Source organism: Pantoea sp. RCC30.1 (assembly GCF_058148845.1).
Genome location: NZ_JBXUHX010000003.1, coordinates 118907 through 143726, shown reverse-complemented (window position 1 = coordinate 143726; position 24820 = coordinate 118907). Strand labels below are relative to the sequence as shown.

Genomic DNA, 24820 nt, shown 5'->3' with positions numbered 1-24820 from the left:
TTACGCTTTTTCCACTTTTACTAAAAATCCCTTGTACTCCGGGGTCTGCGAGTTGGCATCGCCAACTGACGGCGTCAGCGTATTGGCGAGAAAGCCTTTACGCGTGGTGCCTTCAAAGCCCCAGTGACAGGGAATGCCCACGGTATCAACCGGCTTGCCGTCAATCATCAGACGCGGCAGACGTCGCGTCACCACCGCTTTGGCTTTGATATAGCCGCGACGTGATGTGACCTTAACGCTGTCTCCGGCCTGAATACCTTTCTCCTCGGCCAGTTCGGTGCCGATCTCGACAAATTGCTCCGGCTGCGCGATTGCATTCAGCAGGGCATGCTTGGTCCAGTGGCGGAACAGTTCGGTGATGGAATAGGTAGTGGCGACGCAGGGATAGTCAGCGGCCTCGCCCAGTTGCGCGGCGTCGCTGCTAAACAGTCGAACGACCGGACTATGGCGCTGCTGCGGATTCATAGGATTGTCGGCGAGCGGGCTTTCCATCGGTTCGTAATGTTCCGGGAAGGGGCCGTCGGCCATCTTATCGAGCGCAAACAGGTGGCCGAGTCCATCGGGCTGCATGATAAACGGACCGGCCTGCTTCTGCGGCGACAGCGTCACCGGGTAATCCGGTACGTCGATGCCGTGCCAGCGTGTGCCATCCCACTCAATCAGGCGGCGCTGCGGATCCCAGGCTTTCCCCTGCGCATCAGCGGAGGCGCGGTTATAGAGAATGCGGCGATTAGCGGGCCAGGCCCAGGCCCAGCCTGAGGCCGCACCCAGTCCTGATGGATCGGCATTGTCGCGTCTTGCCATCTGGTTGCCTTCCGGCGTCCAGCTGCCGCTGTAGATCCAGCAGGCACTGGCGGTGGTGCCGTCGTTGCGCAGTTCGGAGAAGCTGTTGAGCTGCTGGCCTTTTTTCAGCAGCAGCTTGCCGCTGGCATCGTAAATATCGACCAGCGCCTGACCGTTGTTCTCCTGCGCCACCTCTTCCGGTTCAGGATTGTACGGATCGCGGTAGTCCCAGCGCATTGCCATCAGCGGTTCTGGGGTTGCACCGCCTTCCAGGCGATAGAGCGCACGCAGGCGCATGAACAGATTGCCGAGAATTTTACCGTCGTGCAGCGCTTCAGCAGGTGGCTCGGCGGCTGCCCAGTGCCACTGCAGCCAGCGCGACGAGTTCGCCACCGATCCTGACTCTTCAGCGAAGCAGGAAGAGGGCAGGCGGAACACTTCGGTCTGGATGGTTGATGGATCGACGTCGTTGAACTCGTCGTGATGCTGCCAGAAGCTGGCGGTTTCGGTACGCAGCGGATCGATCACCACCATATATTTGAGGCGGGAAAGTGCCCGGACCGCTTTGTTTTTGTCCGGGAAGGCGGCCAGCAGGTTGAAGCCCTGGATCAGGCAGCCGTTCAGCGCGCCCTGCTCCATCATCTCCGCCTGCGCCATGCAGTCGTAGCTTTTGTCCCACTTCGGCAGCCAGTCGTAGCCCCACTGGTTTTCTGCCGTGGCGTTATCGCCGTAGAAACTCTTCATCAGGCTGACAAAAAATTTGTCGGTGTTCTGCCAGTAGTTAACCTGATCCGGCAGTGTCGCAACCGGCGTGGCTTGCTGCAAATAGCTCGCCAGCGTAGTCAACTTCTCGGACGGCAGCGGCAGATAGCCCGGCAGGCTCTGCGCCAGCAGGCCGAGGTCGGTGTATCCCTGTACGTTGGAGTGACCGCGCAGCGCATTGATACCGCCACCCGGCATACCGATGTTGCCCAGCAGCAGCTGGATCATCGCGGCCGTGCGAATAATCTGCGAACCGTTGGTGTGATGGGTCCAGCCCAGTGCATAAAGAAGGGTTGCGGTGCGGTTGGGCACACAGGTGGAGGCGAGCTGCTTGCACACCGCAATAAAGGCGTCCTGCGAGGTGCCGCACAGGCGCGTCACCATTTCCGGGGTGTAACGGCTGGCGTGAGTTTTCAGCAGGTTCAGCACGCAGCGTGGATGACTGAAGCTCTCATCACGTCGCGCATGACCATTTTCATCCAGCTCATAGTGCCAGCTCTGGCGATCGTACTGACGGGTTTCAGCATCGTAGCCGCTGAATAAACCGTCGCTGAAGCTGAAGCCTTCGCTGACAATCAGGGCAGCATTGGTGAAGGCGCGAACATACTCCTGCTGAATCTGGTTATGCTGCAGCAGATAGTTGATCACCCCCATCAGAAAGACTACGTCGCTGCCCGCACGGAGTGGCGCGTAGAGATCGGCGACTGCCGCAGAGCGGTTAAAGCGCGGATCGACCACGATGACCTGCGCATTGTTATGGGTTTTGGCTTCAATCACCCATTTAAAGCCAACCGGATGGGCTTCGGCGGGGTTGCCGCCCATGATCATCACCACGTTGGCGTTTTTAATGTCATTCCAGTTGTTGGTCATCGCACCGCGCCCAAAGCTCGGAGCCAGCGCAGCCACGGTCGGGCCGTGACACAGGCGCGCCTGATTTTCCAGCGCCAGAATACCCAGCGCACGGGCAAACTTCTGATCGAGCAGGCCGGTTTCATTACTGGCGGCGGAGGAGCAGAGCATGGCCGTGGTCGGCCAGCGGTTTACCGTCACGCCAGCAGCGTTGGTGGCCTGGAAATTAGCATCGCGATCCTGCTTCATCAGGCGGGCAATACGCTCAAAGGCTTCTTCCCAGCTGATGCGTTGCCATTTACTGGAACCTGGCGCACGGTATTCCGGATACTTCAGGCGCTGTTCGCTGTGAATAAAGTCGAGCACGCCTGCGCCTTTTGGGCAGAGCGAGCCGCGACTGACCGGATGGTCAGGATCGCCTTCAATATGATAAATCGAGGCGCTGGCATTTTTAGCGCCATCTCCCAGGCTGTAAATCAGCATGCCGCAGCCGACTGAACAGTAGGTGCAATTATTGCGTGTTTCTCTGGCGCGAATGAGTTTGAATTCTCTGACGCTGGCTAACGCTGTGGTGGGGGCAAAACCGAGTAACGCCGCGCTGGTGCCCGCCAACCCGCCAGCACAGATTTTAAAAAAACTCCGTCTGTTAATTTGCATTTTATCGTTCTTCTTTATTGGCTCCATTGCGAAGCCTTGCAAAATAGCAGCCCTATTTGCCTGTAAGTTGACCAGGGTCAACAGGTTAGTCATTAGTAATTCTTTTTCTAAATTTTGTTAAAAATCCTCGGCGGTAGATTTGCGCTGCAAGCAGATTTTCAGACGGCGCAGATAATTACTGTTGTTTTATGCTTATCGATGTTACTGCGTAAAAGAGAACCATTCGCATTGTGCCCGCCAGCAGGCGTGGCTACGCCTTTTGGGGGAGAAAACCGCATGAATTACCCCGCTGTTTATTTGCACTGCCAGGGGCTAAAAGGCAGAATCAGAGCGCGTCAGTGCACTGCCGACTCAGGCACTGAATTACATAATTTATTAACAACAGGTCATACTTTTTGAAAGCTATCCAGCCTGACTCAGGCGAAGATTTAACAATTCAGGCCGGCGTCAGCAGGACGCAGGTGTGGCAGCGTAAAAACCTGACCGATGCGCAGGATGACTGGCTGGCGGAAGAAGTTCCGGTGGCGCTGGTCTATAACGGCATCTCGCACGTAGTGATGATGACCACGCCCAAAGATCTGGAGGCGTTTGCGCTGGGTTTTTCGCTGTCAGAGGGGATTATCGACGCGCCTGGTGACATTTTCGGCATGGACATCGTGCCGGGCTGTCACGGTATTGAGGTTCAGATTGAGCTTTCCAGCCGCCGCTTTATGGCGCTGAAAGAGCAGCGTCGCGCCCTGGCAGGCCGTACCGGCTGCGGCGTGTGTGGTGTTGAACAGCTGGACCAGATCGGTAAGCCGCTCTCTCCGCTGCCGTTTACCCAGACTTTTGCGCTGGATCAGCTGGATCGGGCGCTGGGTCAGCTGAAAAATTATCAGCCGGTCGGACAGAAAACCGGCTGTACTCATGCCGCCGCCTGGATCCAGCCCGATGGTCAGCTGGCCGGTGGTTGTGAAGATGTGGGTCGCCATGTGGCGCTGGATAAGCTGCTGGGATATCGCAGCCTGTCAGCGTGGGGGCCGGGCGCGGTGCTGGTCTCCAGCCGCGCCAGCTATGAAATGGTGCAGAAGTCCGCCATGTGCGGTGTTGAAATCCTGTTCGCGGTCTCAGCCGCGACCCGTCTGGCGGTTGAGGTGGCTGAGCGCTGCAATCTGACATTGGTCGGGTTCAGTAAACCCGGGCGCGCCACGGTCTACAGCCATCCTCAGCGACTGCGTTAAACGACCATCACCTCTGGCAGCGTCTGCTGCAACGCCTCAAGGGCGGCACTTTTGTCGCCGCTGCTGTCGGTAATCAGCAGAGAGATTGTCTGCGGCGGCGCATAAACCGTGCGGCTGACCACACCCAGTTTAGTGTGATCGGCCAGCAGATAGCAGGCAGCGGATTGCTGCACCATCGCTCTGGCGATAGCCGCTTCGTGCGGGTGAAAACTGCTGGCACCGCAACCTGCTTCAATGCCGACCGGCGACAATAAAGCCACATCAGCGCGATAGCGGATGATCTCGCCCACGGTGATTTCGCCGCGCGTCTGTTGTGCTCCGGCCGACATCGTCCCGCCCAGCAAAATAATCTGATTATTCAGTGGCTGATCTTCTTCTCCGGCGCTCAGCGCCAGCGCAGCCTGCAGGCTGTTAGTCACTATCGTCAGGCCGGAAAGAGCGTGCAGCTCCTCTGCCAGCAGCGTGGTGGTGCTGCCCGCATCCAGAAACAGCGTCTGTCCGGGCTGCAGCAGCTGCGCAGCTGCGCGGGCGATAGCGCGCTTCTCGCGGGTCTGGGTGCTGCGGCGTTCTGTCAGCGGCGGTTCAGCGGCCGTTTCAATCGCCACCAGCCCGCCATGAACGCGACGCGCCAGACCCAGCGCTTCCAGTTCAATGATATCGCGGCGCGCGGTTTCGCGAGACACCCCCAGCTCCCTGATAATGCGCTCGGTACTGACCTGATTAAGCCGGGTCAGTAAGGCACGGATGCGATGAAGGCGCGTTTCCTGCAGCATAGAGGTTTCCTTATAAAGCGCGAAGAGCACGGATGATACGCCACTGAAGCGAAAGATTCCGTCTGAATCAGAGGCAAGCTTAACGTGGTGATCGGCCTGCGTCATGTGTATTTTATTGTATTTGTGTATTTGGTTGCATTTTGGATTCAGGCAGGCATGATACAGGGGTCAGCTCTTCCTCCTTCATCCTTGTAACGGGAGTCATTATGGCCACGCGTTCCACCATTATGGATACCAACAGTTTCCGCGCAGAACATGCCGATGCGCTCGACAGCGAGACGCGCAAACTGACCGATAAACGCAGCAAAGTGCTTGGCGAATCCTATCGCCTGTTCTATCGCAAACCGGTTCATCTGGTGCGGGGTGAAGGACAATATCTGTGGGACGCGGCGGGCGATAAATATCTCGACGTCTACAACAACGTGGCAAGCATCGGCCATTGCCATCCGGCCGTGATTGAGGCTGTGACGCAGCAGATGAAAATGCTGAACACCCACACCCGTTACCTGCACGAAAATATTCTGGATTACAGCGAAGCACTGCTGGCGACCACGCCTGCGGCGATCGATCGCGCGATGTATATGTGCACCGGATCGGAAGCCAATGACCTGGCGATCCGCGTGGCGCGCGCTTTCAGCGGCGGTACCGGGATTATCGTCAGTAAAGAGGCTTATCACGGCACCAGTGAGCTGACCTCGGGCGCTTCTCCGGCGCTGGGCAGTGGACAGCCGCTGGCACCGACCACGCGGCTGGTGATGCCGCCGGATGCTTATCGTGTGGATGCGCCGGACCTGGGTGACTGGTTCGCTGATCAGATTCAGCAGCAGATTGATGATATGGCGGCGCACGGCATTAAATTTGCCGGTTTCCTGGCGGATTCAATCTTCTCTTCGGACGGGGTTCTGCCCAATCCACGCGGCTTCCTGAAAAAAGCGGTCGAGGTGGTCCATGCCAACGGCGGCATTTTTATTGCCGATGAAGTCCAGCCTGGCTTTGGCCGTACTGGCGAAGCCTTCTGGGGCTTTGGTCGTCACGATGTGGTGCCTGATGTGATTACTACCGGCAAGCCGATGGGCAATGGTATTCCGGTTTCCGGACTGCTGGCAAAAAGCGACGTGCTGGCCGCCTTCAGCGACTCAATTCCCTACTTTAATACCTTTGGTGGCAATCCGGTCGCGATGGCGGCGGCGCAGGCTGTACTGAAAGTGATCACAGAAGAGGGATTACAGGAACACAGCCGCGTGGTCGGCGCTAAGCTGCTGGCTGAGCTGCGAACCCTGATGGATCGCTATGAGTGCGTGGGCGATGTGCGCGGGGCCGGGCTGTTTATCGGCTTTGAACTGGTTACCGATCGTCACAGTAAAACGCCGGACAAAACGCTGGCGCTGAACCTGATCGAGAAGCTGCGTGAACATCGTGTGCTGACCTCAGTCGCCGGCCCGTATGGGAATGTACTGAAACTGCGTCCGCCACTGGCTTTCCAGGAAAGCGACATCGACTGGCTGGTTGGGGCACTCGATAACTCACTGCGCGAGCTGGGTCAGTAAGGCGCGGGGCAGGGCAGACGCGGCGTCCGGGCGGGAAGGGCGCCTGCTGGCGGCCTGGCCTCAGCGCGCCGCGCGCCCTGTCGGATGAGGCAGAAAAGGCAGAGTCAGCAGCAGCACACTGAAAAAACAACGGGTTGCTATTGCCGGGTTTCGCAAATCCTTATGGTTAATAGGGCATTGATTACCCTTTTACGCTACATGAATTTAACTATAATGATTCGACTGCTTACGCGGCACGTCCCAAATTCGTCGTGCTGCTCAAACTAAATGGAGAGGAAGAACATGAGTTATTCACTGCCATCCCTGCCTTACGCATACGACGCACTGGAACCGCATTTCGACAAGCAGACGATGGAGATCCATCACACCAAACACCACCAGACCTACGTGAACAACGCGAACGCGGCGCTGGAAGGTACTGAATTTGCTAATCTGCCGGTAGAAGAGCTGATCACCAAACTGGATCAGCTGCCAGCAGACAAAAAAGGCCCACTGCGTAACAACGCAGGCGGTCACGCTAACCACAGCCTGTTCTGGAAAGGCCTGAAAATCGGCACCACGCTGCAGGGCGACCTGAAAGCGGCTATCGAGAAAGATTTCGGTAGCGTGGAAAAATTCCAGGAAGAGTTCGAGAAAGCCGCTGCGACCCGTTTCGGTTCTGGCTGGGCATGGCTGGTTAAGAAAGGCGACAAACTGGCTGTGGTTTCTACCGCAAACCAGGACAACCCGCTGATGGGTGAAGCGGTTGCCGGCGTTTCTGGCTTCCCGATCCTTGGTCTGGATGTGTGGGAACACGCTTACTACCTGAAGTACCAGAACAAGCGTCCTGACTACATCAAAGCGTTCTGGAACGTGGTTAACTGGGACGAAGCGGCAGCCCGCTTCGCTTCTGCTAAGTAAGTTAACCAAACGTAAACGTAATGAAGATAAACCGGTGAAATTTATTTCACCGGTTTTTTTTATCTAAATTTTATGCATTGCCAGAATGAAATGATAATCGTCAATTATGAATTTTAATGTTATTCCGCATTAACCTGCCGTTGATATTGGCTATGTTATTTTCAGTGACATTCCTGCTTAACTCAATGTGTGTCGCTGACTATGTCTATTATAACTACTCACGAAAATACGACCGATTCCTCTGCTTCACTTTTTTTCCAGTTAATTAGTGGAAAATACGTCCCTAATAAGCTCTGGATAAGTAAACGTTTTCGGCTGAAATTTGTGTTAAGAACCTTAATATCGCCGCTGACGACGCTGCATTATCTGGATAAGCTGTCGCATTTACCGCAACTTCCTCTGTTGATGAGTACCCAGGGATTGCTGCCAGCCAAACTGCACCGGCCCTATCTGCGCTCAGGGCTGAGCATTGCTGCCCGTGCGCAGGCGATACTCGATCATTACAGCCTGATGAATAATCTGGAAAATCCCATGCTGCGTCAGCTGCTGCAGAGCGCTACGGATAATTCAATGGCTACGCTAACCGGTAAAAATGGCGAAACCTTTATCCTCTCCTGCAGTTCCGGTTATTTCGATCGGGAAGGGGAAGTGACGCTGGTATTACGTTATAACGACGAAATTATTGCTTCGCTCTCATTTTCTATTCTCAACGAGAATAACCAGCGCACTCTGTTAATTGGTGGATTACAGGGGCCGCGTAAACATATCAATAATGAGATGATCCGTGAAGCGACCAAAGCCGCTCACGGTCTTTTTCCGAAACGCCTGTTAATGGAAGCGGTGTTTATTGTTGCGAAGCAGTGCGGCGTGGAAAGTATTCAGGCGGTGGGCGATGAGACGCATGTATTCCGCAGCCTGCGTTATCGCCACAGCAAAGGGGATAAGTTCTTTGCCAGCTACAGTGAGTTCTGGCTGTCGCTGAGTGGTGAAGCACGCAAAGATGGGATGTTTGTACTGCCGCTTAGCCTGCCGCGTAAAACGCTGGAGGAGATCGCCAGTAAGAAGCGGGCAGAGTATCGCCGCCGCTATGAATTGCTGGATGCGCTGGCGGAGCAGGTGTATGCCGCCGCCGGCGAACGCAAAGCCGATGTCGATCAGGCTGCTGCCTGATCGACCCCGTCAGAATGCGGTTTTAGCGAAGCCGGTCATCGCTGTCAGACCCATCTCACGTCCCAGCGCGGTCATTGGATGCACCACCACCAGGCCGCGCACGCTTTTCTTCAGCGCACCCAGATTTGCCTGCTCTTTTTTGGTAATTTCACGGCTGAAGCCCATTTTCTGCAGCTTCTGCGCTTCGACACTGAGTTTTTCAACCCGCTGACCGCGCAGACGCTCAATCTCAATGACCAGCGCTTCTTTCTCTTTCAGCAACGCGCCCAGTTTCTCGACATCACCTGATTCAAGTAACTGCGGCTCTTTGCGGTTTAATGCGTCCAGCTTATCGCTGAGAAGTTTAATTTCGTTCTTTTCTTGCTCTTTCATGACAACAACTCGTTGAGGAAAACAGGCCAAGGATACACCAAATCCGGTGCATATTCCCGCTCAGGTTAAGACGAAAAAAGGCGCCGTGATGGCGCCTGACAGGATTAGCTGCCGGACTTTTTAAACGCCTGCTTCATACTGATGCGGGCGATCAGCTCGGTTAGCGACAGGACCATGGTGGATCGCACCATCTGCAGATAGCGCTGCTGCTGCATGCTACGCAGCTCTGCATCTTCGGTGTGAAACACCGGCGCGGGTGGCCAGGCAGTGACACAGTGCAGTTCACCAAACGGGCCGAGGATCTCATCGTCGGTAAAACGATAATCTCCGTGGTCGTGATTCAGCTCTTCGCGCAGCGCCAGCAGCAGTTCACCATCTTCATATTCGTGGCGACTGATAACGCCAAGTCCGTAAATCAGCTTCAGGCGAACCGAGAGTTCGCCCAGAGGACCATTGCCCAGCAGCAACGGCTCTACGGCATATTTCACCGCATAGTCATCTTTGCGGAACACCTGCAGCACCAGCAGATTGACGGCTTCAGCCAATAGCTCAACGGCGGCGATCAGAAAGCTTCTCACCGAACGACCGGCGTTCAGGCGCTCAAGCACCCGGTTTTCAAAAGCCTGCTTCTCTTCCATTATTGCCTGCATGGGTTCTATACCGCCGTTGGGCGCAGGCGAACTGCGCCCGGCTTGCGTCATTAACACGTGCGCATTATGCCATAGCGTGCCAGGCGCTCACCACAGAAGCCACGACTTCGCTGTCGGCATCCAGTCCTGAAATCTCAGCCAGCGTAGCCTGTGGGCCTTTTTCTGCCAGCAGCGCGGCCAGCTCCTGCGCCTGTGGGTCCTGATCGCTGCGATAGTGCATCGCGGCGGCAATACCCTGCACCAGGCTGGCGTGCGGTAAACCATATTCCAGCGTGCCCAGCGTCGGCTTGATCAGGCGATCGCCCGCGCTGAGTTTACGCAGCGGCTGACGGCCTACGCGCTCAACATCATCTTTCAGATACGGATTTTCAAAACGACCCAGAATCTTCTGGATGTAGGCCGCATGTTTTTCGGCGTCAAAACCGTAACGTTTAATCAGCACTGCGCCGCTCTCTTCCATTGCGCCTTTCACTACGGCCCGGATTTTTTCATCGAGGATGGCGTCACGAATGGTCTGATGACCGGCCAGCTGGCCGAGGTAGGCGGTAATAGCGTGACCGGTGTTCAGGGTGAAGAGTTTACGCTCTACAAACGCCATCAGGTTATCGGTCAGCTCCATGCCTGGAATGGTCGGCAGGTCGCCTTTGAACTGGGTTTTATCGACTATCCACTCGCTGAAAGTCTCAACGGTAACTTCCAGTGGATCGGTGCTGCCTGCTTCAGAAGGGGGCACGATGCGATCGACAGCGGAGTCCACAAAGCCGACATGCTGCTCCAGCCAGGCGTGATATTGCTCCGGCAGCGCCTTCAGCACATGCTGTTTCAGCTGGCTGGTGCCGCGCACCATATTCTCGCAGGCGATGATATTTAACGGACGGCTGTTGCCGTTGTCGCTGCGTTTTGCCAGACCTTTAGCCACACTGCCGGCAATACGCTCCAGAATCTGCGGACCCACGGCGGTAGTGACCAGATCGACCTCAGAGACCAGAGTGATGATCTCATCGCTGGTGCTGTTGACCGCACTGACGCCTTTAACAATTTCCACTTTAGCCTGCTCGCCAACCACATGAACGGGATACTCATGACGCGCGTTCAGTGCATCCAGCACCGTCTGATTCACATCAGCAAAAACCAGTTCGATACCTGCATCAGCCAGTAATTTGCCGATAAAGCCGCGACCAATGTTTCCTGCTCCGAAATGTAACGCTTTCATAATTTTTGACCCATATCAAATGACGATGGGGCGGGCAAACCCGCCCCAGGAAATCGGGACGGGCATGACCGCCCCAGGGAAAATAATTGCTATAAATTACGCGATTGCAGGCTTGCCTGACAGCAGATCCAGCACTTCCTGCACGCTGGTGGTGTTCGCCAGCTTCTCAATCACGCTGTCATCATCCAGCGCATTGGTCAGGCTGGTGATCACCTGGATATGCTCGTTGTTACGGGCTGCAATACCAATCACCAGGCGCGCGACATCGTCCGGCTCTTCGCCGAACAGAACGCCTGCCGGATACTGACAGAACACCACGCCGGTTTTCAGCACGCGATCTTTCGCTTCGACCGTGCCGTGCGGCACCGCAATCGACTCACCGAGGTAGGTCGGCGTCAGTTTTTCACGCGCCAGCATCGCTTCAACATATTCAGGCTCGACGTAACCGCCTTTCACCAGCTGCTCACCGGCAAAGCGGATCGCCTGCTCTTTGTTGCTGGCGGTCAGGCCGAGGAAGACGTTATCCGCGCCCAGTTTGAACAGGTGCGCGTTGCCTTCATCGTAACTGTCAGAGAGCGCAGTGTTCACCGTTTCACGATGTACTTCGCTGCGGTTCGCCGCCACCAGACGTTCGGTCAGCGTGCTGTAGAGCGCACTGTCGAGGAAGTTGTTCAGCGAGATATGCTGCGCATGCGGAGCCTGGCGAATAGCGCGTTCGGTCAGGTCACGGTGGGTAATCACCAGATCAACATCACCCGGCAGGGCGTTGATCGCGGTATTGGTGACCGACACATTAATCAGACCGGCATCCTGCACTTTCTTACGCAGTACGCCGGCACCCATGGCACTGGAACCCATACCGGCATCACAGGCAACGATGATTTTACGCACGTGGTGCAGTTCAACGCTCATGGCATCGCTGGCGATTGCTCCACCCGCTGCGCTCTGGCCTTTTGACTGCGCTTTCATCTCATGCATGCGCTGGGTCGCGGCTTCGATATCGTCATCTTCTTTGACTTTGCTGGTTTTCAGCAGGATAGCGGACACCACGAAGGAGACAGCGAAGGCCGCAGCGATAGCCGCGATGTTGGCGAAGTAGGCACCTTTTGGCGTCATTGCCAGAACAGCCAGGATAGAACCCGGTGAGGCAGGCGAGACCAGGCCGCCGTTCAGCACGGTCAGCGTGAAGACGCCGGTCATACCGCCCAGGATCACCGCCAGCAGCAGACGGGGGGCCATCAGGACATACGGGAAGTAGATCTCATGAATGCCGCCGAGGAAGTGGATAATGGCCGCACCGCCCGCAGACTGTTTAGCACTGCCACGACCAAAGAACATGTAGGCCATCAGGACGCCCATACCCGGACCTGGGTTGGCTTCGATCAGGAAGAAAATCGACTTACCGGCTTCGCTCGCCTGCTGGATACCCAGCGGTGAGAAGATACCGTGGTTAATGGCGTTGTTCAGGAACAGGATTTTCGCCGGCTCCACGAAGATGGAAGTCAGTGGCAGCAGGTTGTTCTGCACCATCAGATTCACGCCTGCGGCGAGAATGTGGGACAGACCTTCAACCAGAGGACCGATCGCCAGGAACGCCAGCAGTGCCAGGATCATCCCGATAATACCGGCCGAGAAGTTGTTAACCAGCATCTCGAAGCCGCTTTTGATTTTGCCGTCAATCGCCCGATCAAACGACTTGATGGCCCAGCCGCCCAGTGGACCAGAAATCATCGCACCGAGGAACATCGGCATATCAGCACCGACAATCACACCCATGGTCGTAATCGCACCGACCACGCCGCCACGATCGCCGCCCACCAGACGCCCACCGGTGAAACCGATCAGCAGTGGCAGCAGGTAGGTAATCATTGGGCCGACCAGTTTGGCCAGCGTTTCGTTAGGGATCCAGCCAGTTGGGATAAACAGCGCGGTGATGATACCCCAGGCGATAAACGCCCCGATGTTTGGCATCACCATATTACTCAGAAAGCGACCAAAGCTCTGTACTTTGACCTTCACTGATGAGGACATAAACCCACCCCTTATTGAGACGCGCTTCAATAGGAGAGCGCGCTTGTTTTTGTTTAGCCACCCCGACTTATAGCCGGTGGTATTACTGTATGCACGCGGACTCTATCACGCGAATTTGACACTGCGTAGCGCACGGCATAAGTGTGATCTATATCACTCATTTAGGGTGGTGACAGGGGTAGTTAGCGTGACAGCGGTCACATTTCCACAGGTGTAAGGGGCTGTTTTGCCGATTTTTTAATCGAGGCAGGCGGTTATCTGTGAAGTGAATCACACTTGGCTGCGAAGGATTTGTTATATAAATGTGATTTGGATCACAAACTATTTTTGGTTGAAAATGCGCCAGATCACACTTCATTCAGCAGGTGATTGGGTGAGCGGAAAAAAAGGAGAAGAGACGGGCAGACGGTTAACGCCTGCCCGTAAAGATGATTTACTGCAGACCGCCCTGGACGGCAGCCTGTGCCTGAGGAAGCGCCTGCGAATTGGCGGATAAGGTGCTCATCAGCGCATTATATTGCGAAGCCTGATCCTGAGTCGGGAACTGCACGCCGCCATCATTGAAGCTCACACGGGTTCCCTGAGTTTGCAGGAAATCGCCAGCCTGCACAGCACCCTGGCTCAGCGCCTGGAGTTTTGGCAGCAGCGGAATCAGCTGATTGGCAGGCACCGTCACCACTTTGTTGTAGGCGGTTTCGTAGATTTTTTTCAGGTCATCCGACTGCTTCAGGGCCGCTTTGCTGCTGTCAGCCTGCATTTTTGCGCTTTCAATCTGCTGGGTGACGATCACCAGTGCGCTGGTAGCCTGACGCAGGGAATCACGACGAGTGAGGTAATCCTGCGGAACGCGAATGGCAGAAAGCTCATCCACCACAGGACGCATACCCTGTTCAACCGCTTTGTTCGCCTGTTGCGAGAAGCCATATATGATGGCGTAATCGCTGGCGAAGTTACCAAAGCTCTGCTTCTGGTTTTCGCTGAGGCTGGGCAGATGCTCGCCGCTGCGCATCACGGTGTTCTGGAGAAAATCGATAAATGCTTTGCGCTGCTCGCCTTCTTTATCACCACATGCGGTGAGTTGCAGCACGATCAGCGCGCCAGCGAGCATAATGCCGCCACGTGCCATAAGGCGTGTAAATCCTGTAGCCATTAGGGTCAACTCCTGTCGGTAATACTGTCTGATGTCCAGGTAGGAATGGCCTAAAGAATAGAACAAACCGCAGTCACGGCACAATGTGAAACCACCTGCGAAACAGATGCTTTCTTAAACGCCGGTTACACAACGGGATCGCCTGCGCGTCAGCGCGCGTACCTGAACATAACGTTTAGCGGTCTGACGCTCATCAGCGGTGGCCTTAAAACACCACCGCCTGACCATCTTTGCGACTCTCACTGGCTGCAATGTAGAAGCCCTGTGGGTCGCGCACTATCGCCTGCGCGCCACCAAAGTTGTAATTGCTCAGGGGATCTTCCAGTACCACGTTGTGGCCCATGCGGCGTAGTGTGCTCAGCGTATTGCGATCGAGTGTGGATTCAAACACCACCTCGCGTCCCTGCACGACGCGCCAGCGCGGCGCATCTATGGCGGCCTGCGGATTCTGGCGATGCAGCATAATCCGCAGCGCCAGCTGGACATGTCCCTGCGCCTGCATCGGGCCGCCCATCACGCCAAACGCCATCAGCGGCTGGCCCTGCTCATCCAGCGCAAAGGCCGGGATGATGGTGTGGAAAGAGCGCTTACCGCCCGCCACAACGTTGGGATGGTCCGGATCGAGTGAAAAGCCCGCGCCACGGTTCTGCAGGCTGATGCCGGTGTCGGGCACCACCACGCCTGAGCCAAAACCCATGAAGTTAGACTGAATGAATGAGACCATCATGCCGCTGGCATCGGCCGTCGCGACATACACCGTGCCGCTCTGCTGCGGCGATCCAAAGCGGAAATCACCCGCCTTGTCAGGATCAATTAACGCTGCCCGCTGGCGGATATAGTCTTTGCTCAGCAGTAACTCAGCCGGAAACTCAAGGTGATCTTCATCGGTGACATAACGGTCCAGATCCACCAAAGCCAGTTTCATCGCCTCAATGGAGAGATGCAGCCACTGCGGTGAATCGGGCGTATAACGGTTGATCTCACACTCTTCCAGAATGCCGAGCGCAATTAAGGTCGCAATGCCCTGTCCGTTAGGCGGCAACTCCTGGACCGATCCCCCGGCAAACGGATGCGAGAGCAGGTTAACCCAGTCGGCGCGATGGTTTTTCAAATCCTCCAGTGACAGGGCCGCGCCATGTACACGGGCAAAGGCCGCCATCTTCTGCGCCAGCGCGCCGCGATAAAAACTTTCGCCCCCGGTCTCAGCGATCTCCTGCAGGGTGCAGGCCTGAGCCGGATTGCGAAACAGCTCGCCTGTGCGAGGTGGACGCCCCTGCGGCGCAAAGCAGTCGATGAAGCCTGGCTGATCCCGCAGCTTGTCATAGCCGCGCTGCCAGAGCTGACCAATCAGTGGTGATACCGGAAAACCATCGCGTGCATAGTCAATCGCCGGTTGCGCCAGGGTGGTCAGGGGTAAGGTCCCGAAGCGCTGCGCCAGCGTGACCCATGCCGAAACTGCCCCTGGCACAGTAACGGACTCCCAGCCGGTTTCAGGCATCGCACTCAAACCGGCGAAGCGCTCGGGATGCCATGCAGCGGGCGAACGGCCTGAGGCATTCAACCCATGCAGTTCGCTCCCGTCCCAGACAATGGCAAACGCGTCGCTGCCGATACCGTTTCCGGTTGGCTCGAGTACGGTTAAGGCGATGGCGGTGGCGATCGCCGCATCTACGGCGTTCCCGCCCTGCTGCAGCATCCGCAAACCCGCCTGCGCCGCCAGCGGTTGTGAGGTCGCAACGGCATTGCGGCCCATCATCGGTACGCGATGAGAAGGGTATCCGACGTCAAAATCTGTTTCACGCATCGCTCTTCATCCTTTCAGGGTTCAGGTGTCTTTTTACCCGTCATCAGTGTGCTATCACAGGGCTGCACTTTTAACGCGCATCAGCGCGATAAAGGACGGGTGACTGCACCAGCATGAGGCGTCAGCCGTTTCGTTAGAGGGACTGTTGATTTATCTGATGATACAGCGAGGTTCAGAATAAAAGATTTCCCCGCACTTCGCTGTGAGCCGCCGCGCGCCAGAGCTCAGGGTTAAACCAGGACTATTCTTAAATTAATCAGAACTGTGAATATAAGTGTTCACGAAGTAAACCATTGGCGTATATTTTGCAATCACTACATTAAGAGGTGTAGTGCTCACAGAAATGACAATATGCCAGCCAAAAGCTTGATGGCATCCACATAAATAGCAAAGATCATTTGATTTTTTTGCCCGCTATCTAAGCACAAAAATCAACTGCCTCAGCAGGTTAGAGGTGCTGGAACTTTTCCGGCAAACAATAGTTAAAAAAATAATTATAAATTGCGCGGCAAATAGTCAGGTCTCTATCCATACTTAGTCTCCCGGCATTTGTTGCATTGACCTGACATCTTTAAAGCAATGCACCGCAGGCTGTGTCCCGTAATGGTTTTTCTCATAAAAAAAATAAACCCTTGCGGGATTCAGCCTGAACAGGCCCGGTTTCAGAGTCCTGACTTCAGGCTCGTACCTCTCTACTTTCACGTGCTTCATAGCGAGTTTTTAAGGAGTTCTCTATGGAATTAAAAGACCCGATGTTTGAATTGCTCAGCAGCCTTGAGCAGATTGTTTTGACACGTGATGATCGCGCCGCCGAGTTACTTATTCAGCGTCAGCAACCCGCCCAGCCAGAGCCGCAGCGTCTGCGTGAGATGACAGGCATGCAGGTTGATGAGTTTGCAAAAGTGATGGGCGTGAGCGTTTCTTCCGTGAAAAGCTGGGAAGCCCGGCGTACCCGTCCTTCCGCGACGGCGCAGAAACTGATGAAGTTATTACAGGCCAATCCCTATCTGGGACGCCAGTTGCTTGAGTAATCGGACATCACGAAAAGAACCCGCCGCTGGCGGGTTTTTTTATGCGTGTATTTCGCTGTATTTAGCGGCCTGTTTCACAAACCAGCTCTCTGGCACGCTGTAGGGCGGCTCCCGCAGCTGGGCAAGCCCGCTTTCTATTATCGTCGAAGCCTGTTGCCACAACTGCGCATCTCCCTGCTTCAGCAACTCAATCTGTATCTGCTTTTCCACCAGGTAGACCCGCGCAAAGTCAGGATCAAAACGCACAATCGCGCGGGTATTGTCGATGATGTCAGCCAGTTTGATGGTCTGGGCGTCAGGACTGGCGCTGGCCGTATGGCGGAAGTGCGCCAGTTTGCGGGCCGCTCGATTTTTTGCCACAGTGGGTGTGCTGTTGGTCAGCATCTCCACCAGGCTGGCCACACGCTCGCCAAAATGGGCTTCAATATCATTCCGGGTAGTGGCGGTATCTTCCACGGTATCGTGCAGCCAGGCTGCCGCTAACAACGCCTCGTCATGACTGACGCTGCGCACCAGTTCCACCACCGCTGCCGGATGAACAATATAAGGCTCATCGGTATATTTGCGACGCTGTCCGGCACTGGCATGTGCTTCTGTCGCGAAGCGACGCGCCTGTTCTTCCAATGAATCCTGCATGCTTTTCCCCCTGGCTAAAAGTTTGCTTGCAATTATCTAGCGCGCTATCTATATTGATTCCCATGAACTGTGATCAAGATGACAAAAAAGTGAAACCGATGCCACTGTTGGTCGATCAGCAACTCTGCTTTGCGCTTTATTCTGCCAACCTGGCGATGAATAAAGTCTATCGTCAGATGCTGAGCCAGCTCGACATTACCTATCCGCAATATCTGGTGATGCTGGTGTTGTGGCAGAAAGATGATGTCACGGTGTCTGAGATTGGCGAGCAGCTTTTTTTAGACTCCGCCACATTAACGCCACTGCTGAAGCGGCTGGAAAGTGCAGGTTTGATTAACCGGCAGCGCACCCGTCAGGATGAACGCCAGGTTGCGGTAACGCTGACCGAGGCTGGGCGCGCGCTGCGCATTAAGGCTGAAGCGATTCCCGAAGCGGTGAAATGCGCGACCTCCTGTGATGATGACGCCCTGCTGGCGCTGAAATTACAGCTGGATGGGTTACGGGATAACCTGAATCAGTCACGATAAACATTGCTGACGGGTGCGCTGCACCCGTTGAACCTCACCGCCTGATTACGGCTAAATAAGTAGCGGGCGATTAAATAGCGTAACGGAGAAATGTCATGTCTTTAGAACAAGTAGTTTACCGCGCCAAAGCCAAAGCAACCGGTGGTCGTGATGGTCGTGCAACCTCTTCTGACGGTGTACTGGACGTGAAACTGGGCGTACCAAAAGAGATGGGCGGTGCAGGCGGCGAAGTGACTAACCCTGAGCAGCTGTTTGCTGCAGGCTATTCGGCGTGCTTTATTGGTGCGATGAAGTTTGTTGCGGGCCGCGACAAAATCGCCATGCCGAAAGACGCGTGGATCGAAGGGGAAGTGGGTATCGGCCCGATCCCTGATGGTTTTGGCATCGAAGCGACGCTGAACATTCATCTGCCAGGAATGGATGAAGCCGAAGCGCAGAAGCTGGTTGATGCCGCGCACATCGTGTGTCCTTACTCAAACGCTACCCGCAACAACATCGACGTCACGCTGAACATCATTCGCTAAGCGTGCTGCGGGCCTGAAACTATCAGGCCCGCACTTTTCTCCCTCATTAAATCCTTTCTCTGCATGCTCTCTCAGCGCCAGCACGTCCGACCTCTGCTCTCCTCTGTGTACAAAAAATGTGCTAATCAGGTCGACAAAGATTATTTTCTGGTCTATCAAACGCGCCCATGTTTTACTGAGCCACCTCGCGTTATAGCCCATAAATCCGTTCAGAATTTTCTGTCATCTTGTCCGGTCCGCTTATTCAGCGAACTCTGCCGCGTTTAAGCAGTCACATAAAAGATTTGGTCAAGCGCTTCACACCGGAGAAACACCTTTTTTCATGAATTACATTAAAACCCTGACTCAGCAGAAGTTATCGCTACTGCTGGCGCTCTACCTCGGTATCTTACTGAATTTACCGATTTTCTATCGTCGTTTTGACGGTTTTCTCAGGCACTCAACGATAACGAACTGGCTGACCGCCGTTACTGAAGTGGTGGCCATTGTGCTGCTGACTTTCTTCCTGATGCGTCTGCTGTCGCTGGGCGGAAAGTGGTTTTATCGCGTGCTGGCCACGCTGATTGTTCTGATTTCTGTTGCCGCCGCCTATTATATGGCGTTTTTTAACGTCGTTATTGGCTACGGCATTGTGGCTTCGGTGATGACGACCGATACCGAGCTCTCCAGAGAGGTGATTGGCTACCATTTCATTCTGTGGATGGTGCTGGTCAGCGCGCTACCTCTGCTGATGATCTGGCGCAATAAGCTGAGCATGACGCTGAATGAACAGCTGCGCACGCCAGGACAGCGCTTTAAACCCACCGTGATCATGCTGCTTTGCGTGGCGCTGGTCTGGCTGCCGATTCGCTTTCTGGACAAGCTGCAGAAGCATAATGAAGAAATCACCAATATCGATCTGCCGAGCTACGGCGGCGTGGTGGCGCACTCTTATCTTCCTTCGAACTGGCTGGCGGCTGTCGGCCTGTTTGCCTGGACCCGCGTGGATGAGTCGCTGAACAGCCATGAACTGCTGGATCCGGCGAAGAAGTTTACCTACGTCGCGCCTGCCGGGCTGGATGATACCTATGTGGTGTTTGTGATTGGCGAAACCACCCGCTGGGATCACATGGGGATGCTGGGTTACGAACGTGACACGACGCCAAAGCTGTCGAAAGAGAAGAATCTGGTGGCGTTCCGGGGCGAGTCCTGTGATACCGCGACCAAGCTGTCGCTGCGCTGCATGTTCGTACGCGAAGGCGGCACCATGGATAATCCTGGCCGCACACTGAAAGAGCAGAACGTGTTTGCGGTGATGAAAGAGCTGGGCTTCACCTCTGAGCTGTTTGCGATGCAAAGCGAAGTCTGGTTCTACGACAACATCAATGCCAACAACTTTGCCTTCCGTGAGCAGATTGGTTCAGAGAAGCGTAATCAGGGCAAATCGGTGGATGACATGCTGCTGGTGCCGGAGATGAAAGCGTCACTGGATCGTTTCCCGAAAGGTAAACATCTGATCGTCCTGCACACCAAAGGGTCGCACTACCTCTATTCACAGCGTTATCCGCGCAGCTTCGCGAAGTATCAGCCGGAGTGTATGGGCGTCGATGAGACCTGCAGCAAAGCGCAGTTGATCAACGCTTATGACAACTCGGTACTGTATGTCGATAGCATGCTGGATAGCGTGCTGGATCAGTTGCGTGATAAGAAGGCGATTGTCTTCTATGCCGCTGACCATGGTGAGTCGATTAGCGAGAATATGCACCTGCACGGCACGCCGCGTGAGATGGCTCCGCCTGAGCAGTTCCGCGTACCAATGATAGTCTGGGCGTCAGATAAGTATCTGGAAGACAGTCAGAACCGCAGCAACTTTGAGCGCCTGCAGGCGCAGCAACGTGTGGGCCGTACGCATCGCCACGTTGAGTTGTTCGATACTATCCTGGGCTGTCTGGGTTATACCTCGCCAGATGGCGGCATTAACCCGGCCAACAACTGGTGTCAGGCACCTGCTAAAGATCAGGCTAAAGCGCTGTAATAGTGAGCGAAATGGAGAGGGCAGCCGGTTAATTTCCTGCAACCGCGTGCTTTCCAGGCGATTGGCGGCAAAAGCATAAAAAGCGGTTGACGCTGATCGGGGGTAGCAGTAACATGCGCCCCCATCGGCGAGTAGCGCAGCTTGGTAGCGCAACTGGTTTGGGACCAGTGGGTCGGAGGTTCGAATCCTCTCTCGCCGACCATCTTTAAGAAAGCCTGTCTGAAAAGACAGGTTTTTTTTCGTCTGTAGAAAAAGAGGATGAGAACCGACAGAGGAGGTTTGAGCCGAGCGCAGCGAGACAACGTTGCTTCAGCAACGGCCCGAAGGGCGCTGCTCGAAGAGCAGGGTAATCCTCTCTCGCCGACCATATTTAAGAAAGCCTGTCTGAAAAGACAGGTTTTTTTTCGTCTGTAGAAATGTGATTTGAAGGCAAAGAATTAGCGCTGTGCGAGCTTCAGGGAGCATACGCCTTTCGCAAAGACGCATAAGACGCCATCCCTGGCATGCTCAGCGCGGCCCATCCCTGGCCCGCGATGCTTTGCTACAGGCGTATGCTCCCTTCGCTTCACGTCTGGCAAACGCATCAGGTACTTACATGGCCGCTTCAGACGGCTGACAGGTTCAAAGCCAGGTGCATCTGACTGCAGCGCATAAACTCAAGGCGCAGGGAACACGGGCAGAAGAGGAAAGCGTCCAGGGATGGTTTAAGCGACTTTCCGATCTGCCCGTGTTCCCAAAGCAATCTCTATCTTAACGCCACTCCCGCTTGACATCTTTTTTACCCGCTTCGCTACCTTCCAGAAAGTGCCAGTAAATTCCATTCGCCGCGCGTTCCGCTTACCAGCCGCTGTTATCGCCACTTTCCCGCTGGCAGGCCTTGCCATACAAGAGATGCGATCATAATTCGCGACACATTCTTCTTATGACCGAAAGCGGCAACATGCTGATTTCTTATGCTTCTTTGCCAGCATATTACGCTGGGTGAACGTCATAACGCACGGTGAATCGTTCAGTTATTCAACATTTGCCGGTGAAAGTTTTAAGTTTTTTAGCGGTGAGAATCACTAGCGATAGAACAACCATCCAGCACAATGCACGGAAATCAGGCCAGCTGCGCTGTGCATTGTATGGCTTTTAGGCGGAAAGGGTTTTTATTACCGTTGCATGCTATCCCTCACACTCTGTGTAAATAAGTAACCGTTGTATTGACGTTCTTTGCAACTGTTGACAAATTGATGCGTCAATAAACGCGCAGTTACGGAATTTTCTGAATGTATACATTGCATCAGGAAAAACAAAAAATCGTAGCGCGCGTTAACCACCTGTTCGGTGGTACGCCTGAACCGCATAAAAAAATCAGAGGTCAGGCAATACACACAACATCACATCACAATGGAGCAAAAGCATGATCAACTCCCTGGCTAAATCCGGGATGCTGAAGGTCGGTCTGAGCCTGATTGCTATGACTGTCGCCGCCGGTGTTCAGGCAAAAACCCTCGTTTACTGTTCAGAAGGTTCTCCGGAAGGCTTTAACCCGCAGTTGTTCACCTCGGGCACCACCTACGATGCCAGCTCACGTCAGATCTACAACCGACTGGTTGAGTTCACTATCGGCACCACCGAACTGCACGCAGCGCTGGCAGAAAAGTGGGATGTCAGTGAAGACGGTAAAACCTACACCTTCCACCTGCGCAAAGGCGTGAAGTGGCAGACCACCAAAGATTTCAAACCGACGCGTGACTTCAACGCGGATGATGTGGTGTTCACCTTTGAGCGCCAGCTGGATAAAAACAACGCCTATCACGGCGTATCCGGCGGCAGCTACGAATATTTCGAAGGCATGGACATGCCTAAACTGATCAGCAAAATTGAGAAAGTAGACGACAATACCGTTCGCTTCGTGCTGACCCGCCCTGAGTCGCCGTTCCTGGCCGATCTCGGCATGGACTTCGCCTCGATTCTGTCGAAAGAGTACGCAGACAACATGCTGAAAGCGGGCACCCCGCAAAACGTCGACCTGAACCCGGTCGGTACCGGTCCGTTCCAGCTGCTGCAGTACCAGAAAGATTCGCGCATCCTTTACAAAGCTAACCCGGATTACTGGGGCACCAAACCAAAAATCGATCGCTTAGTCTTCTCCATTACCCCGGACGCGTCGGTGCGTTACGCCAAGCTGCAGAAGGGCGAATGTCAGGTAATGCCCTATCCAAACCCGGCTGACATCGCGCGTATGAAGCAGGACAAAAACATCAACCTCTATGAGCAGGCTGGCCTGAATATCGGCTATCTGGCGTATAACGTTGAGAAAAAGCCGCTGGATAACCTGAAAGTGCGTCAGGCACTGACCATGGCGGTGAACAAAAAGGCGATTATCGAAGCCGTTTATCAGGGCGCAGGTCAGCCTGCTAAAAACCTGATCCCACCAACCATGTGGGGCTATAACGACGCGGTGAAAGACTACGCCTACGATCCTGAGAAAGCCAAAGCGCTGCTGAAAGAAGCAGGCATGGCGGATGGTTTCTCAATCGACCTGTGGGCGATGCCGGTTCAGCGTCCTTACAACCCGAACGCACGCCGCATGGCTGAAATGATTCAGAGCGACTGGGCGAAGATTGGCGTCAAAGCCAAAATCGTTACCTACGAGTGGGGCGAATATCTGAAGCGCGCCAAAGCGGGCGAGCACCAGACCGTCATGATGGGCTGGACCGGCGACAATGGGGATCCGGATAACTTCCTGGCCACCCTGTTCAGTTGTTCAGCGGCCAAAGATGGCTCTAACTACTCGCGCTGGTGTGATAAGTCCTTCGAGGATCAGATTCAGCCAGCTCGCGCTACTGCCGATCAGGCGAAGCGCATCGAGTTCTACAAACAGGCACAGGTTGTGATGCATGACCAGGTACCGGCGCTGATGATCGCGCACTCAACGGTATACGAACCGGTCAGCAAGAAAGTCTCCGGGTACAAAGTCGATCCGCTGGGCGGACACTACTTTGCTCAGGTAGACATTAAAGAATAATTGTCGCCTTTTCCGGGGCGGCTGCGCGTCGCCCCGGCTTTATCTCCCTGTTTTACTGGAAACGGTAGAGGCGCAGCCTGTCTGCGTCGCGGTCGGGCCTACCCGATCGTCAGATGTAAGCAATAACTACCCTCGCGGCGACGGTCGCGCGGACAAGAGAGAACCCGGATTATGCTGCAGTTCATACTCCGACGTCTGGGCCTTGTCATCCCAACGTTTATCGGTATTACATTACTCACCTTCGCGTTTGTTCACATGATCCCCGGCGATCCGGTACTGATCATGGCGGGCGAACGCGGTATTTCTCCTGAACGCCATGCACAGCTAATGGCGCTATTAGGTCTGGATCAGCCGCTGTGGAAACAGTACCTGCACTATATTAACGGCGTATTACATGGCGACCTGGGCATTTCACTCAAGAGCCGCATCCCGGTTTGGGATGAGTTTGTTCCGCGCTTCAAAGCGACGCTGGAACTTGGCATCTGCGCCATGATCTTTGCCGTGGCCATTGGTATCCCGGTTGGGGTCATGGCGGCGGTGAAGCGCGGTTCAATTTTCGATCACACCGCCGTGGGAATCTCGCTGACCGGCTACTCCATGCCGATCTTCTGGTGGGGCATCATGCTGATCATGCTGGTCTCGGTTCACTTCAACCTGACTCCGGTTTCCGGGCGGGTCGGCGATACCGTCTTCCTTGATGACACCATGCCGCTGACTGGTTTTATGCTGATCGATACCTTCTTCTGGGGGGAGCCGGGCGACTTCCACGATGCGGTGATGCACATGATTCTGCCTGCCATCGTGCTGGGCACCATTCCGCTGGCGGTAATTGTGCGTATGACGCGATCGGCGATGCTTGAAGTGCTGGGTGAAGATTACATCCGTACGGCGCGCGCCAAAGGCCTGACGCGCATGCGCGTAATCGTGGTGCATGCACTGCGAAATGCCATGCTGCCGGTGGTGACGGTGATCGGCCTGCAGGTCGGCACGTTGCTGGCTGGAGCGATTCTGACCGAGACCATCTTCTCGTGGCCGGGCTTGGGTCGCTGGCTGATTGAAGCGTTGCAGCGCCGTGACTATCCGGTGGTGCAGGGCGGTGTGCTGCTGACGGCAGTACTGATTATTGTGGTCAACCTGCTGGTTGATCTGCTGTATGGCGTGGTTAACCCGCGCATACGTCATAAGAAATAA

The 24820-nt window shown here is 55.0% G+C and carries 19 protein-coding genes, 1 tRNA gene and 1 other RNA gene; 12 read left to right on the top strand and 9 right to left on the bottom strand.

All coding sequences use genetic code 11. The features are described 5' to 3' along the window. A complete protein-coding gene (fdnG, locus tag AC2LB6_RS04715) occupies positions 1–3051 on the bottom strand; it encodes a formate dehydrogenase-N subunit alpha (protein ID WP_490092641.1) in 3051 nt (1016 codons plus the stop codon). A gap of 395 nt (positions 3052–3446) precedes the next feature. Here fdnG and fdhD point away from each other — a divergent pair, with 395 nt between their 5' ends. After that, a complete protein-coding gene (gene fdhD, locus AC2LB6_RS04710) occupies positions 3447–4271 on the top strand; it encodes a formate dehydrogenase accessory sulfurtransferase FdhD (RefSeq protein WP_490092640.1) in 825 nt (274 codons plus the stop codon). Here the strand turns inward: fdhD and AC2LB6_RS04705 are convergent. Further along, positions 4268–5044, bottom strand: a complete 777-nt coding sequence (locus AC2LB6_RS04705; protein WP_490092639.1) for a DeoR/GlpR family DNA-binding transcription regulator — start codon at positions 5042–5044, stop codon at positions 4268–4270. The two genes, fdhD and AC2LB6_RS04705, sit on opposite strands and share 4 nt — an antisense overlap. Positions 5045–5250: 206 nt before the next feature. Here AC2LB6_RS04705 and AC2LB6_RS04700 point away from each other — a divergent pair, with 206 nt between their 5' ends. From AC2LB6_RS04700 to AC2LB6_RS04690, 3 genes are all read left to right on the top strand, one after another. Next, entirely contained in the window at positions 5251–6591 is a 1341-nt protein-coding gene (locus AC2LB6_RS04700) for an aspartate aminotransferase family protein (protein ID WP_490092638.1), read from the top strand. Positions 6592–6873: 282 nt separating this feature from the next. Continuing rightward, entirely contained in the window at positions 6874–7491 is a 618-nt protein-coding gene (gene sodA / locus AC2LB6_RS04695) for a superoxide dismutase [Mn] (RefSeq protein WP_090966503.1), read from the top strand. 201 nt (positions 7492–7692) lie between these two features. Next, the gene (locus AC2LB6_RS04690; RefSeq protein ID WP_490092637.1) at positions 7693–8661 is read left to right on the top strand and encodes a VirK/YbjX family protein; all 969 of its coding nucleotides are present in this window, start codon (positions 7693–7695) and stop codon (positions 8659–8661) included. A gap of 9 nt (positions 8662–8670) precedes the next feature. On the opposite strand, the gene AC2LB6_RS04685 is transcribed toward AC2LB6_RS04690, so the two are convergent. The 6 genes from AC2LB6_RS04685 to AC2LB6_RS04660 all read right to left on the bottom strand — a co-directional run bounded on the left by AC2LB6_RS04685 (position 8671) and on the right by AC2LB6_RS04660 (position 15881). Beyond that, the gene (locus AC2LB6_RS04685) at positions 8671–9033 is read right to left on the bottom strand and encodes a YibL family ribosome-associated protein (RefSeq protein ID WP_090966498.1); all 363 of its coding nucleotides are present in this window, start codon (positions 9031–9033) and stop codon (positions 8671–8673) included. Positions 9034–9137: 104 nt separating this feature from the next. Next, entirely contained in the window at positions 9138–9734 is a 597-nt protein-coding gene (locus AC2LB6_RS04680) for an MltR family transcriptional regulator (protein ID WP_090966681.1), read from the bottom strand. Between the two features lie 13 nt (positions 9735–9747). Beyond that, positions 9748–10896 (bottom strand): mannitol-1-phosphate 5-dehydrogenase, encoded by a 1149-nt coding sequence (gene mtlD / locus AC2LB6_RS04675; protein WP_490092636.1) that lies wholly within the window; start codon positions 10894–10896, stop codon positions 9748–9750. 96 nt (positions 10897–10992) lie between these two features. Then, positions 10993–12927, bottom strand: a complete 1935-nt coding sequence (locus AC2LB6_RS04670) for a PTS mannitol transporter subunit IICBA (protein ID WP_490092635.1) — start codon at positions 12925–12927, stop codon at positions 10993–10995. Between the two features lie 433 nt (positions 12928–13360). Continuing rightward, a complete protein-coding gene (locus AC2LB6_RS04665; protein ID WP_490092634.1) occupies positions 13361–14077 on the bottom strand; it encodes a DUF3053 domain-containing protein in 717 nt (238 codons plus the stop codon). A gap of 205 nt (positions 14078–14282) precedes the next feature. Further along, positions 14283–15881 carry a gamma-glutamyltransferase family protein gene (locus AC2LB6_RS04660; protein WP_490092633.1) on the bottom strand — a complete coding sequence of 533 codons (1599 nt, stop codon included), beginning with the start codon at positions 15879–15881 and terminating at the stop codon, positions 14283–14285. A gap of 734 nt (positions 15882–16615) precedes the next feature. Between AC2LB6_RS04660 and AC2LB6_RS04655 the strand changes: the two genes are divergently transcribed. Next, on the top strand, positions 16616–16912 hold the full coding sequence (locus AC2LB6_RS04655; RefSeq protein WP_003848045.1) for an HTH-type transcriptional regulator: 297 nt from the start codon (positions 16616–16618) through the stop codon (positions 16910–16912). A gap of 39 nt (positions 16913–16951) precedes the next feature. Here the strand turns inward: AC2LB6_RS04655 and AC2LB6_RS04650 are convergent, their stop codons facing one another. Continuing rightward, complete coding sequence (locus AC2LB6_RS04650) at positions 16952–17548, bottom strand: HD domain-containing protein (RefSeq protein ID WP_490092632.1); 597 nt, start codon at positions 17546–17548, stop codon at positions 16952–16954. A 62-nt stretch (positions 17549–17610) separates the two neighbouring features. Between AC2LB6_RS04650 and AC2LB6_RS04645 the strand changes: the two genes are divergently transcribed. From AC2LB6_RS04645 to dppB, 7 genes are all read left to right on the top strand, one after another. Then, the gene (locus AC2LB6_RS04645; RefSeq protein WP_090966486.1) at positions 17611–18075 is read left to right on the top strand and encodes a MarR family winged helix-turn-helix transcriptional regulator; all 465 of its coding nucleotides are present in this window, start codon (positions 17611–17613) and stop codon (positions 18073–18075) included. 95 nt (positions 18076–18170) lie between these two features. Beyond that, positions 18171–18599 (top strand): organic hydroperoxide resistance protein, encoded by a 429-nt coding sequence (locus AC2LB6_RS04640; RefSeq protein ID WP_090966484.1) that lies wholly within the window; start codon positions 18171–18173, stop codon positions 18597–18599. Between the two features lie 322 nt (positions 18600–18921). After that, a complete protein-coding gene (gene eptB, locus AC2LB6_RS04635; protein ID WP_490092631.1) occupies positions 18922–20613 on the top strand; it encodes a kdo(2)-lipid A phosphoethanolamine 7''-transferase in 1692 nt (563 codons plus the stop codon). 125 nt (positions 20614–20738) lie between these two features. Next, positions 20739–20815: transfer RNA gene (locus tag AC2LB6_RS04630), tRNA-Pro, on the top strand. Positions 20816–20850: 35 nt separating this feature from the next. Further along, a non-coding RNA gene (locus AC2LB6_RS04625) (RtT sRNA) lies at positions 20851–20980 on the top strand. Positions 20981–22018: 1038 nt separating this feature from the next. After that, on the top strand, positions 22019–23629 hold the full coding sequence (dppA, locus tag AC2LB6_RS04620; RefSeq protein ID WP_490092630.1) for a dipeptide ABC transporter periplasmic-binding protein DppA: 1611 nt from the start codon (positions 22019–22021) through the stop codon (positions 23627–23629). Between the two features lie 171 nt (positions 23630–23800). Next, complete coding sequence (gene dppB, locus AC2LB6_RS04615; protein ID WP_090966478.1) at positions 23801–24820, top strand: dipeptide ABC transporter permease DppB; 1020 nt, start codon at positions 23801–23803, stop codon at positions 24818–24820.